The sequence below is a fragment of the Roseateles sp. P5_D6 genome, from assembly GCF_054049415.1.
Map to the genome: position 1 here is coordinate 74737 of NZ_JBFUMK010000011.1, position 11983 is coordinate 86719.

The window sequence follows — 11983 nt, forward strand, 5'->3', positions numbered from 1 at the left end:
CGTGAAGTGCGGAGCGCGCGACCTTGCTCCGACCTGCCGGCCCCTCTGGGGGCGGTTCTTGGTGGAGCTGGAGGCTAGGTGAGCCCAGGAGCCCAGTCCACTGAATTTTTTAGCTAGCATCCATTCCAAATGCTGATGAGTCCCGACAAGCCTCCTGGCAAACCCTTGGCCGTGGCACAACTGGCCCGGTTGCGTTTCAGGCATCTGCACTTCCTGGACATCCTGGGACGCACGCGCAATCTGCGGCTGACTGCCGAGCAGATGCACATCACCCAGCCGGCGGCGACCAAGGTGCTCATGGACATCGAGGAGATGCTGGAGTCGCGCCTGTTCGATCGCCTGCCGCGGGGCATGCGGCCGAATGAGCTGGGCCTGTTCACTTTGCGCTATGCCCACGCGGCGTTGGACAGCCATCGCAAGTTCGTCGACGAGTTCAGCACCCTGAAGCAGGGCGGGCACGGCCATCTGACGATCGGCGCCATCTCGGGCTCGGCGGCGCACCTCCTGATTGCGGCGGTGGCCGAGCTGCAGCGCCTGCGTCCGTTGCTGGTGTTGAAGATCCTGGAACAGAGCAGCGACCAGCTGATCATCTGGCTGGCCGAACGCAAGATCGACGTGATGATCGGCCGTTTCACCGACAAATCGCAAAGCGACCAGTTCCAGTACGAAAGGCTCGCCGGCGAAGGATTGCAGGTCACTGCCGGCGTTCACCATCCGCTGCGCGGCGTTCAGGCACCGGGGCTGTTGGAGCTCTCGCGCTGGCCGTGGATCCTCTATCCAACGTCCACGGCGCTGCGCAAGGTGTCGGACGACATCTTCAGCAGCACGGGCCTGTCGCTCACCTCGGGCATTGTCGAGACGCCGTCGTTCCTGTTTGCGATCGAGCTGATGCAGAGCACCCACATGCTGTCGCTGCAGCCTGCTGCGCTGGTGGACAAGTACGTGCGGCGGGGTCTGCTGACGCGAATTGCCGCCGACCTCCCCGATCGCATGCCCGACTTCGGCCTGATCACATTGCGAGACGAGCCCCCCAGCACCGCGGTTCAAGCGTTCACGGACGTCATCCGCAACTTGGCCGAGCAGGCGATCGCGACAGCGTAGGTCCGCCGCCCTGCCCTCGCACCCCCGACGAGGGCTGCATCAGCAGCCGCAGCGAGCCCCGGACGACAGCCTCACCATTTCCTGAGCCGGCTGCCGAACAGCGCGTAGAACAGGATGAGCCCGTACCAGGGCAGCATGACCCAGTAGCCCCGCTGCGGCGTCCACACATCGGCGAAGTGGCCGTAGAGCATGGGGATCAGCGCACCGCCCGCGATGCCCATGATGAGCAGGGCCGAACCGGCCGCCGTGTACTTGCCCAGGCCTTCGAGCGCCAGCGGCCAGATGGACGGCCAGACCAGCGCGTTGGACAGGCCTAGCATGGCGAGGAAGAACACCGTGTTCGGGACCGACGGCACGCCGGCCCAGCCCAGCAAAGCTTGCGAGATGCCCGACTCCGTCGGCGACGACATGGCCACGCCGAGCACGAAGGCGATGCCGCTGACGGCCGAGAAGATCAGGGCCAGACGCTGTGACATCCAGCGCGGAATCAGCGCCACGCCGAGCAGATAGCCCAGCACCATGAAGCCCATGGTGTAGGACGTCAGCACGCCGTAGTGGGCCACGCCAAGTTCACGGCCATACAGGCCGATGGTGTCGCCGGCGATGACTTCCACACCGACATAGCCGAACAAGGCCATCGCACCGAGCACCACCTGCGGATGCTGGAAGACGCCCCAGCGCTTCACGGCACCGGTGGGTGCATCAGCCGCTTCCAGCTCGGGCTCGCGCAGCGACGAGAAGTGGATGAGCGCCATGAAGATGACCAACCCCACGGCCATCACCGCATAGGGAAAGACCAGGCGCTGCGACAGCTCGTTGCGTAGCGCTTCCCGCCCCGCCGCATCGACCGCCGCAAGCGCCGACTCGGAGAAGCGCTCCATGCCGGACAGGATCAGCGCCGAGAACACCAGCGGCACGACGATGCCGGCGCCCTTGTTGAACAAGCCCATGATCGAGATACGCATGGCCGCGCTCTCGCGCGAACCGATGCAGACGATGTAGGGGTTGATGGCCGTCTGCATCAAGGTCATGCCGCTGGCCAACGTGAACAGCGCCAGCAGGAAGACTGGGTAGGCGCCTGAGCGCGCCGCCGGAATGAAGGCCAGTGCGCCGATGGCCATGACGCCCAATGCAGCCGTCATGCCTTTCTTGTAGCCGATGCGCGCCAGGATGGCCGCGCTCGGCAGCGCCATGACCGTGTAGGCGATGTAGAAGGCGAAGGCCACCCACAGCGCCTGGAAGTTGTTCAGCTCGCAGACGATCTTGAGGAAGGGGATCAGCGAGCCGTTCAACCAGGTGACGAAGCCGAGGATGAAGAACATCAGCCCGATGAAGATCATCGGCAGCAGCACGCCCTGGCCTGCCGTGGATGTGAGGGTTTTGGTGTGCATTTGAGAAGGCGTCAGGCAAGGGCTGGCAGCGGTGGGTGTACACCGCCGCCAGGAACCGCAACAGAGGTCGAACCTTAGAACTTGGCTCGCACGCCGACGCTGTAGCGAGCGCCGTTTTCGTACACGCCCACCGGGATGCCATCGACCGTGTTGGACTTGATGACCTCGTTGTTGAGATTCACCGCACTCGCATACAACGCGATCTTGGGCGTCACGTCCCAGCTGGCCGACGCATCCCACTGGCCGTAGGCGCTGTTGACGACCTGGCCGCCCATCTCCACGTTGCCATAGCTCTTGGAGCGGTAGTTGTACGAGACGCGCAGCGTGATGGGCCCCTGCTCGTAGTAGCCGCTGAAGTTGAACTGGTCACGCGAATTTCCCAGCACCTTCAGGCGCGGCTGGCCGGCCACGGCGCCGGCCTTGGCGTCGGTGAAGGTGTAGTTCACGACGGTGCCGAAACCTGTGTTGCCGAAGGGCTGCTGCCACTGCAGTTCGAAGCCCTTGATGTCGGCGCCGTTGTCGGCGTTGTAGGGGCGCTCGATGGTCAAGGTCTCGCTGCCCACCTGCTCGGACTTGGAAGCCTTGTAGGTGAAGGTGTCAAGCTTCTTGATGAAGAAGGTGCCCGAGATCAGCGCCGCATCGGCGTAGTACCACTCGGCGCCGATCTCGGCCTGGTTGGCGTGCACCGGCTTGAGCAGCGGGTTGCCGGCATAGCCCTTGGACAGCACGGTGCCGTCGCGACGCATGCCGGGGCTGAGCAGGTCGAAGGTCTGGCGGGCCATGGCGCGCGAGACCGAACCGCGCAGGATGAGCTGCTTGCTGAGGTCGTAGACGACGTTCAGGCTGGGCAGCGCATCGGTGTAGTTGTTGCCGACGCTGGTGGGCGAGAAGCCGCCGCTGGCGTTGCCGAGGTAGCCGTCCGAGGTCTGCTGCGTGCGCACGAAGCGCAGGCCGAAATCACCGCGCAACTGCCCCATCGCATAGTCGGCCTTGGCGTAGACGGCGCTGATGCGCTCCTTGATCTGGTAGTTCTCGTTGAGCACGTCCTTGTACGTCATGGCCTTGTCGAACATCGGGATGCCCTTGCTCGCAACCAGCGCGTCGTCATACCAGGCGTATTGGGTCAGCGCGTCGGACGTGGCCGCCGCCTGGCTCAGCAGCGGCGAGGGGCCGGTGGACAGGTCAGACAGGCTGAACGATTGCCAGCCCGTGGAGCCTGGGCCGGCGGTGCCCTGGATGCGGGTGTTCTTCAGCGTGTTGTCGCGCAGCTTGATACCCAGCTTCACGGCCTTGATGACGCCACTGTCGAGATCGAAGGTCACGTCGCCCTGGGCGTAGTTCTCCTTGGCCTCCATGCGGCGGATGCGATCGTCGCCGGCCTTGAGCGTCAAAACCTTGGGGTCGAGCGGGTTGATGTCGAGGTACTTCACGCCGTAGTGATCCGGCCCGAGCGAGATCGTCGTGCGCGTGTCGCCCTCCATCCAGAAGTGGCGGTCATGCGAGCTGCCGCCCGAGCTGTTGGTGGTGCCGACCTGGCCGTGCAGCTGCCAGTTGCCGCCTTGGTAAGTACCGTCCAGGTCCGCCACGCGGCTCTTGATGTAGCTCTCGCGATAGATGGGCTCGAAGGACACGCCGGTCTTGGGACCGACCGTGCCGCCAACCAGCGCCTTGCTGCCATCGGCCACGGTGATGAACTTCGGGTCGACAGCGCTGATGACGCCGCCCACCGCCAGGCCACCGGCCTGCCAGAGGTAGTTCTGGTTGTTGTTGTTCATCTTCATGTCCGAATCCATCAGGTTCAGGACGATGTCAGTGGCCGGGTTGGGCTGAAACTGCAGCGCGAGGTTGGTCGTCGTGCGTTCGCGCTCCTGGCGGAAGATGGCCGAGCCACCACCCCAGGAGGCATAGGCGTTGGTGACTGCGCCGTTCTGGTCCTTCACGTCGTACTTGCCGTCGGAGAACTGCTCCAGGCCGTCGCGGCGCATGTGGCGCTTCTGGCTGCTGATGGCCAGCAACACGCCGAAGGTCTTGTCGTCGCTCTTCCAGTTCAACAGGCCCGACACCTGCGGGTCGGTCTTGCCGGGCAGCTTGCTGTACATGGCCTCGGCGGAGGCCTGCAGCGTCAGCTGGTCCTTGAAGGCCAGGGGCTTGCGCGTCTTGACGATGACGAGGCCGCCGATGCTGCCTTCATCCAGGTCGGCCGACGGGCTCTTGAACACGTCCAGGCTGCCGACGATCTCTGAGGGCAGCACGTCGTAGTTGAAGCTGCGCGTCTGCGGCTCGTTCAGCCACCACTCCGACGACGCCACGGCCTGGCCGTTGAGCTGCGTCATGTTGAGGTTCTTGTCCGTGCCGCGCACGAAGATGGCCTTGCCCTCGCCCCAGATCCGGTCCACCGAGATGCCGGGCACGCGCTGCAGCGAGTCGGCCACGTTCTTGTCGGGGAACTTGCCGACGTCCTCGGCGCTGATGGAGTCGACGATGTTCTGCGACTCGCGCTTCTCGGCGAGGTTCTTCTTCAGCGTGGCCCGCACGCCGCGGATCTCGACGGTGTCGAGCTGCTGGGCGGCGTCCTGGGCCATGGCGCCAAGCGCTGTCGCGCCGAGTGCCAGGCCGATGAGTCGGGGCAAGAGAAGGGGCTTGAAGTGAGGCTTGGCCACGTAGGTGCTCCTGGGCAACGAGTTTTGTTGGACAACAAGGGGCCTCGCCCATGGCGGATGTGCCATCGGGTGGGGCTCAACTCAGAAGGCCAGGGCTGCGTTGTCTCTTGTCGTCAGACCCTGGCCAGTGCCCGCAATCTAGCGGCGGCGCTCACACCTGGAGCAAGGCGTTGCGCTTTGTTGGACTTCATTGCGCCGACGTTACGTTGGCGCAAGACAGGGTCAGGTCGCGGCCGTGATTTGCCCGTCGCAGGCGCCGAAACCGATGCGCCGGTATCCGGGTTTTTCCGCAAAGGCGCGCAGGCCGAGAGTGTCGCCGTCGAGCACGAAGGTGCGTGTCTCGCCATTGGGCAGCGTGATCGGCTGCTTGCCACCTGCAGTCAACTCCAGCAACGAGCCAGCCTCTTCCGGCGCAGGCCCGCTGATGGTGCCAGTGCCCAGCAGATCACCCGGCTGCAGGTTGCAGCCATTGCTCGCATGGTGGGTCAACATCTGCGCCAGCGACCAGTAGGCGTGGCGCAGGTTGGAGCGTGACAGCCGTGTCGCCTCGCTCATGGCCGGTGTCTTGAACCAGACCTCCAGCTCGATATCGAAGCTCGCGTTCGCGCGATGCGCCGGCGAGTCGAGATAGGGCAGCGGCTGCGGGTCGCCGTCGGGCCGCGTGAATGGGATGCGGAAGGGCGCCAACGCCTCCATCGTCACGATCCACGGCGAGATCGTCGTGCCGAAGTTCTTGGCCAGGAAGGGCCCGAGCGGCTGGTACTCCCAGGGCTGGATGTCGCGGGCCGACCAGTCGTTGAGCAGCGTGAGGCCGAAGGCGTGCTCGTCCGCTTCATCGATGCCGAAAGGTTCGCCCAGTGCGTTGCCGGGCCCGACGAAAAGGCCCAGCTCCAGTTCGCAGTCGACGCGCGCGCTGGGCTTGAAGACGGGCACCTCGGCGTCCGGTGGCTTGACCTGGCCCTTGGGCCGGCGCAGCGGCGTGCCGCTGACGACGATGGAGGAGCTGCGGCCGTGATAGCCGATGGGCACCCACTGGTAGTTGGGCAACAACGGGTTGTCCGGGCGGAACAGCTTGCCGATGGCACGGGCGTGGTGGATGCCGGTGTAGAAATCGGTGTAGTCGCCGATGCGGCAGGGCAACGTGTACTCGGCCTCGGGCTGCGGCACGAGTTCGAGTTCAGGCGAGCCGGCCTTCAAGGTATCAAACAGGCGATGGCGAAGCGCGCGGCGCTCGCCGCTGGGTCGAGCCATCAGGGCGTTGAGATCGGTGATGCCCCAGCCGGTCAGGTCGAGGATCTGGTCGCCGATGCCGACGCCCACACGCCAGGGCTCCAACGTGCCGGTGCGGCGGAAAGAGCAGAACGGCAGGTTCTGCAGCGGGAAGTCGGTGGCCGGGTCGTTGGCCGAGGCGACCCAGGAGAGAGCGGCTTGGTCGTGCGTGTGATCAATCATGCTTTGAACTCGTCTTTCAGACCTTGCCAGCAGTTGGCGTAGGTCGCCTCCAGCGGCGCGTCACGTAGCGCCCAGCTCGTGGGCTTCAATGGCCAGCGCGTCTCGAACATGAAGGCCAATGTGGCGTCCAGCTTGTGCGGCTTCAAGTCGGCGCCGCTGGCCTTGTCGAAGGCCTCGGTGTCGGGGCCGTGCGGCACATAGCTGTTGTGCAGGCTGGCGCCACCGGGCTTGAAGCCCTCGGGCTTGGCGTCGTACTGGCCCAGCACCAGGCCCATGAACTCGCTCATCACATTGCGGTGGTACCAGGGGGGCCTGAACGTGTCCTCGGCCACCATCCAGCGCGGCGGGAAGATGACGAAATCGACATTGGCCCAGCCGGGCGTGTCGCTGGGGCTGGTCAGCACCGTGAAGATGCTGGGGTCCGGGTGGTCGAAGCTGACGGTGTTGATCGTCATGAAGCGCGACGTGTCGTACCGATAGGGAGTGAGGTTGCCGTGCCAGGCCACGACGTTGAAGGGGCTGTGCGCCTGCTTCGCGCGCCAGAGCTTGCCGCCGTAGCGCTTGACGATCTCGTAGTCGCCGTCCTCCGCGCCGCCCGCCGGGCCGCTCCCAAGGGCGGCGGCGCCCCCTCGGGGGGCAGGAGGCGTACCCGCCGACGTGGGGGCCTCATCTTCATACCAGGCGACCGGCGCCTCGAAGTCGCGCGGATTGGCAAGGCCGTTGGAGCCGATGGGCCCCAGCTCAGGCAGGCGCATGGCGGCGCCGTGGTTCTCGCAGACATAGCCGCGTGCCGGCACGTCCAGCGGGTCGATCTTGAAGGCCATGCCGCGCGGCAGCAGCGCGATGAAACCAGGTGCGACTTCGAGGCGGCCCAGCTCGGTCGTGACGAGCAGACGGCCTTGCTGCGGCACAAGCAGCATCTCGGCGTCGGCGTTGACGAGGGCACGGCGGCCCATCGAGCGCGTCGCGACGTAGGCGAGCGCGCCCATGCCGTGCATGCCCACCTCGCCGTTGACGGCGTAGCTGCGCAGGCCGTCGATGAAGTCGCCGTCGTCATGCAGCGGCGTCGGGCCCCAGCGCAGCGGGTCGGGCGACGCGCACTCACCCTCGGCGGCACCGCTCTTCCACAGCGCGTGCGCCAGCGGCTCGTAGCCACCGCAGACGACCGAGGGCCGGCGGCGGTAGAGCCAGGTGCGCTGGTTGTCGGCGCGCGGCGCGGTGAAGGCGCTGCCGGAGAGCAGCTCGGCATACAGCCCATGCGGCGCGCGCTGCGGGCTGTTGCGGCCGATGGGCAGCGCGCCGGGATGGGCCTCGCTGCTGTGCTGGTTGCCGAAGCCGGTCAAGTATCTGATGGAGGTCAGTTCAGTCATGGTGTTCGTGGGCCAACGGGTCACGGCAATTCACGCGCCAGCGTGAACGCCTGGCGCAGCACTTCGCGGTCGCCGATGTGGTTGCACAGGATCAGGGTCAGCCGCGCGAGCCAGTCGGCCGCCTCGACGTCGCTCAAGCCCGCCTGGGCAGCGATCAGCTCGGCGTAGAAGGCGTCGGCTTCGCCACCGAAATTCGGGGTCAGAGTCAATTTGCTCTTGGTCATTGCGGCTCCCCATGGGCACGCGCGAGCGCTGCCCGCAGCGCGTCGGCGTCGAAGCGGTGCCAGCGCGCCGCGACGATGGCGTCGGGCCGGATCAGGTGGACGCTGCCCGGCCGGCCGCCATAGCGCGCGGCAGCCACGCCCTCGGCCGGCAGCACGACGACGCGCACGCCAGCCGCCGGCGCCGGCCAGCCAAAGCAAAGCAGCAGGAACTCGCCGAACTGCTCGCTCAGCCAGCCGGTCTCCAGCGGTGCGTCTGGCGCGAGGCAACCCGGCGCCGAGCCGCCAGGCCAGGGTTCGGCGTCGGGCGTGCTCAGCGGCGAGTCGACATGCGCGGTCGGCACCGACAGCCGCCCGCTGTTGACCAGCGGCTTGGCGAACTCGGTGTGCGCCGCCAGGTCCAGCGCGGCCTTGCGCAGGCGCAGGCTCAGCGCGCTCTTGGGGCTGATGAAGTCGGTGGCCCGCGTCGAGTGGCCGATGTTGTCGTCGGCGGCCTCGATGCGCTCGAACTCGTAAGCGTCGAGCAGCGCCGAACCACCCTCAGCGCCCTCGCCCTTCAGCACGGCAGCCAGCTTCCAGCCGAGGTTGTCGGCGTCCTGCACGCCACTGTTGGCGCCACGTGCGCCGAAGGGCGAGACCTGATGCGCCGCATCGCCGGCCAGCAGCACACGGCCCACGCGGAACACCGAAGCGCGGCGGCAGCAGAACTGGTAGATGGACGACCAGGCCAGCTCGAATTGATCGGTGCCCAGCATCGCCGCGACACGGGCCTTGATGCGGTCGGGGTCGCGCTCAGTTTGCGCATCGGCGTCGCGCCCCAGTTGGAAGTCGATGCGCCAGAGTCCCGCGGCCTGCGCGTGCAGCAGCACGGACTGGCCGCGGTGAAACGGCGGGTCAAACCAGAACCAGCGCTCGGGCCTGGCCGGGTCCAGGCCGCGCGGCCGCACGCCGGGCGCCAGGCGCACGTCGGCGATCAGGAAGCGGTCTTCAAACACCTGGCCCGCAAAGCCCAGCCCCAGCAAACTGCGCGTGGGGCTGCGCGCGCCATCGCAGCCGACGACCCAGTCGGCGCGCATGTCGAACAAGCCGTCGGGCGTGCGCACGTTCAGCGTGACGCCACCTTCGTCCTGCTCCAGCCCGATCAGCTCATGCTTGCCGCGCAGTTCGATGCGTTGATCCAGTTGCGCCGCGCGCACGAGCCTGGCCTCGACCTGGTCCTGCTGCAGGTTGACCATCGCCGGCATCTTGTGATGGCTCTCGGGCAGCAGGTCGAAGGTATAGGCCTCGCGCTCGCCGTGGAAGACGCGGCCGCGCTGCCAACGCACGCCTTCACGCGCGACGGCCTCGCCAACGCCGAGACGGTCGAACACCTCCAGCGTCTTCTTGGCCCAGCAGACGGCGCGCGAGCCGTCGCCGATGCGATCACTGTCGTCGATGACGACGACGGGCACCTCGCGTTTTGCCAGGTCCAGCGCCAACGTCAGGCCCACGGGCCCGGCGCCGACGATGACGACCGGGCGGCGCTGCGGCTGGCCGCTGCGCTGCTCCAGGCTCTGGTGATAGGGGTACTGCGGAAGGTCCATGCCGACCTCAAGCGCCTTCGAGCGCCTTCCACATGTCGACGTCGCGCTCGGCTGTCCAGATGCGCGGGTGGGCGGTGCCGCCGGCCTCGTCGAACGCGCGCGTCACGTCGAAAGGCATGCAGTGGTCGAAGATGACCCAGTGGCCGTACTTGGGGCGCAGCGCGGCCATCGTGCGTTGATACACGGCCTTCAACTCCTCACCAGCGGTCACGCCCGATTGCACGGCCGCATACAGCTCGCTGACGAAGGCGCGCGTGCCGGCCAGGCCTGCGGCGACCTGCTCCACGCCCTTCAACGCCGGGCCGCGGCCCGGCACGAGGGCGGTGGCATTCAGCGCGGCGATGGCGTCGAGCGTCCCAGGCCAGTCAGCGAAGTGGGCGTCACCACAGTAAGGCGTCGCATCAAACTCGACGAGGTCGCCGCTGAACAGCACCCGCTCCTCGGGCAGCCAGGCCACGGTGTCACCGGCCGTGTGGCCGCGGCCGGGCGAGAACATCTCGACCTTGACGCCGCCCAGGTCCAGCGTGAGCCGGCCGCTGAACGTCAGCGTCGGCCAGGTCAGCCCTGCCGGCACGGACTCGACGTTGCGGAACAGCCGCGGGAAGCGGCCGATCTCGCTGGCCTTGTCCTGCTCGCCGCGCTCCTTAATGAGCGCCAGCGTCGCGTCGCTGGCAATGACCTGCTCCAGGCCCTCGGCCTTGAAGGCCGACGCGCCCAGCACGCGCACCGCGTGGTAGTGGCTGAGCAGCACGTACTTGATCGGTGCGGCCGTCACTTCGCGGATGCGACGGATCACGTCGGCCGCCATGACGGGCGTGGCCTGGGTGTCCACCACCATGACCGCATCGCGGCCGATGACGATGCCGGTGTTGGGGTCACCCTCGGCGGTGTAGGCCCAGGCGTGCTCGGACAGACGTTCGAAGGTGACCCTTTTCTCTTCCAGGTCGGCTTGCGAGGCAAAGGCTTTGGTCGTCATGCGGGTCTCCAACATCGAAGCCGAAATTTATCCTATTACAAATCAATTCACCAATATAGAATTTTCAGCATGGTTGAGCCCAAGGCCCCGCGAGGCATCCAGAGCATCGAAGTGGGTGGTCAATTGCTGCTGGCACTGGCCCACCGCGGCAGGCCCATGGCATTGAAGGACCTGGCCCGAGAGGCTGGCATGACGCCGGCCAAGGCCCATCCCTACCTCGTCAGCTTCATCAAACTCGGCCTCGTGGAACAGGAGGGCGGCAGCGGGCCCTATGGCCTCGGGCCGCTGGCACTGCAGCTCGGCCTCATCAGCCTGCAGCAGTACGACCCAGTGAGGCTGGCCACGCCTGTCATCGAGGAACTGGCCCAAAAGATCGGCCACACGGTCGCCATTGCCGTCTGGGGCACACACGGCCCCACCATCGTGCGCGTGGCCGAGGGGCCGACGCCCGTGCACATCAGCATGCGCCATGGCACGGTGATGAGCCTGGCGGGCACGGCGTCGGGGCGCTTGTTCGCGGCCTATCGCACCGAGGAAGCGGCGGCGCTGGCGCAGACCCTGCCGGAAGAGGCTGTCATCGCCGCCGTGCGCGCGGCGGGCCTGGCCACGTCGCGGGACAGCGTCGTCGCCGGGGTCAGCGCTGCGGCCGCACCCGTCTTCGACGCCTCCGGGCGCCTGGTGTTGGCCTTGACAGCCATCGGGCCCACTGCCGGCTTGGACATCAGTCTTCAAGCACCGCTGGCCGCCGCGTTGCGGGATGCTGCAGCGCTGTTGTCACGGCGCCTGGGCCGATGAAACATCTCAGCCGCCACGACAGGCAGGCGACAGCAAGTTTTGCTGAAAACCAAGCAAACTATTTTTGCGACCTGGAACACGAGTTCAAGAATCTTTCGACTCAGTTGGCAACTTGTGATTCAAAACATATCTCTTAACGTCATATCTGATCAAATAAAGAGATAGATGGTCACATTTGATCTTCACATGCTGCCGAACCATGGCGGAACGTGAAGATGGATTGCTGGTTGGCAAACTGCAGCATTCCAGCCACACCCGCGCATGCTTGGGGGGCGCGATAAATCTCATTGCGATCAATGACTTGCGCTCCAAAACGGCCCTGCATCAGCTGCATTTGAAGAATGGCTAGGGGTTTTCCCAAGCCGGTCTGAATTTCGCGCGCTCCGAGAATTTGCTTCAGCCGCCGCCCGATCGGGCGGTTTGTCTCTTGGCTG

The 11983-nt window shown here is 66.2% G+C and carries 10 protein-coding genes; 2 read left to right on the plus strand and 8 right to left on the minus strand.

Going from position 1 to position 11983, the window contains the following annotated elements:
* Positions 1-135 precede the first annotated feature (135 nt).
* Positions 136-1101 (plus strand): LysR substrate-binding domain-containing protein, encoded by a 966-nt coding sequence (locus ACXJKM_RS16235; RefSeq protein ID WP_457353892.1) that lies wholly within the window; start codon positions 136-138, stop codon positions 1099-1101.
* Between the two features lie 71 nt (positions 1102-1172).
* Here ACXJKM_RS16235 and ACXJKM_RS16240 read toward each other — a convergent pair whose 3' ends face one another.
* From ACXJKM_RS16240 to ACXJKM_RS16270, 7 genes are all read right to left on the minus strand, one after another.
* A complete protein-coding gene (locus tag ACXJKM_RS16240; protein ID WP_457353678.1) occupies positions 1173-2492 on the minus strand; it encodes a sugar MFS transporter in 1320 nt (439 codons plus the stop codon).
* Between the two features lie 74 nt (positions 2493-2566).
* On the minus strand, positions 2567-5122 hold the full coding sequence (locus ACXJKM_RS16245) for a TonB-dependent receptor (protein WP_457353680.1): 2556 nt from the start codon (positions 5120-5122) through the stop codon (positions 2567-2569).
* A gap of 252 nt (positions 5123-5374) precedes the next feature.
* Complete coding sequence (gene fahA / locus ACXJKM_RS16250; RefSeq protein WP_457322263.1) at positions 5375-6604, minus strand: fumarylacetoacetase; 1230 nt, start codon at positions 6602-6604, stop codon at positions 5375-5377.
* On the minus strand, positions 6601-7974 hold the full coding sequence (locus tag ACXJKM_RS16255; protein ID WP_457353682.1) for a homogentisate 1,2-dioxygenase: 1374 nt from the start codon (positions 7972-7974) through the stop codon (positions 6601-6603). Before ACXJKM_RS16255 ends, fahA begins: the two co-directional genes overlap by 4 nt.
* 20 nt (positions 7975-7994) lie before the next feature.
* Entirely contained in the window at positions 7995-8198 is a 204-nt protein-coding gene (locus ACXJKM_RS16260) for a DUF2783 domain-containing protein (RefSeq protein ID WP_457353684.1), read from the minus strand.
* Entirely contained in the window at positions 8195-9778 is a 1584-nt protein-coding gene (locus ACXJKM_RS16265; RefSeq protein WP_457353686.1) for an FAD-dependent oxidoreductase, read from the minus strand. The genes ACXJKM_RS16260 and ACXJKM_RS16265 overlap by 4 nt, the downstream gene beginning before the upstream one ends.
* A 7-nt stretch (positions 9779-9785) precedes the next feature.
* A complete protein-coding gene (locus ACXJKM_RS16270) occupies positions 9786-10754 on the minus strand; it encodes an MBL fold metallo-hydrolase (protein WP_457353688.1) in 969 nt (322 codons plus the stop codon).
* A 69-nt stretch (positions 10755-10823) separates the two neighbouring features.
* On the opposite strand from ACXJKM_RS16270, the gene ACXJKM_RS16275 reads away from it, so the two are divergent.
* Complete coding sequence (locus tag ACXJKM_RS16275; RefSeq protein ID WP_056203845.1) at positions 10824-11549, plus strand: IclR family transcriptional regulator; 726 nt, start codon at positions 10824-10826, stop codon at positions 11547-11549.
* A 169-nt stretch (positions 11550-11718) separates the two neighbouring features.
* Here the strand turns inward: ACXJKM_RS16275 and ACXJKM_RS16280 are convergent, their stop codons facing one another.
* Positions 11719-11883 (minus strand): hypothetical protein, encoded by a 165-nt coding sequence (locus tag ACXJKM_RS16280; RefSeq protein ID WP_457353690.1) that lies wholly within the window; start codon positions 11881-11883, stop codon positions 11719-11721.
* Positions 11884-11983 lie beyond the last annotated feature (100 nt).

Bases quoted from the DNA above. Each gene is read 5' to 3' on its own strand.
- ACXJKM_RS16280 (WP_457353690.1), bottom strand. From the start codon at position 11,883: ATGCAGCTGATGCAGGGCCGTTTTGGAGCGCAAGTCATTGATCGCAAT.
- fahA (WP_457322263.1), bottom strand. From the start codon at position 6,604: ATGATTGATCACACGCACGACCAAGCCGCTCTCTCCTGGGTCGCCTCG.
- ACXJKM_RS16275 (WP_056203845.1), top strand. From the start codon at position 10,824: ATGGTTGAGCCCAAGGCCCCGCGAGGCATCCAGAGCATCGAAGTGGGT.
- ACXJKM_RS16235 (WP_457353892.1), top strand. From the start codon at position 136: ATGAGTCCCGACAAGCCTCCTGGCAAACCCTTGGCCGTGGCACAACTG.
- ACXJKM_RS16265 (WP_457353686.1), bottom strand. From the start codon at position 9,778: ATGGACCTTCCGCAGTACCCCTATCACCAGAGCCTGGAGCAGCGCAGC.
- ACXJKM_RS16255 (WP_457353682.1), bottom strand. From the start codon at position 7,974: ATGACTGAACTGACCTCCATCAGATACTTGACCGGCTTCGGCAACCAG.
- ACXJKM_RS16240 (WP_457353678.1), bottom strand. From the start codon at position 2,492: ATGCACACCAAAACCCTCACATCCACGGCAGGCCAGGGCGTGCTGCTG.
- ACXJKM_RS16260 (WP_457353684.1), bottom strand. From the start codon at position 8,198: ATGACCAAGAGCAAATTGACTCTGACCCCGAATTTCGGTGGCGAAGCC.
- ACXJKM_RS16270 (WP_457353688.1), bottom strand. From the start codon at position 10,754: ATGACGACCAAAGCCTTTGCCTCGCAAGCCGACCTGGAAGAGAAAAGG.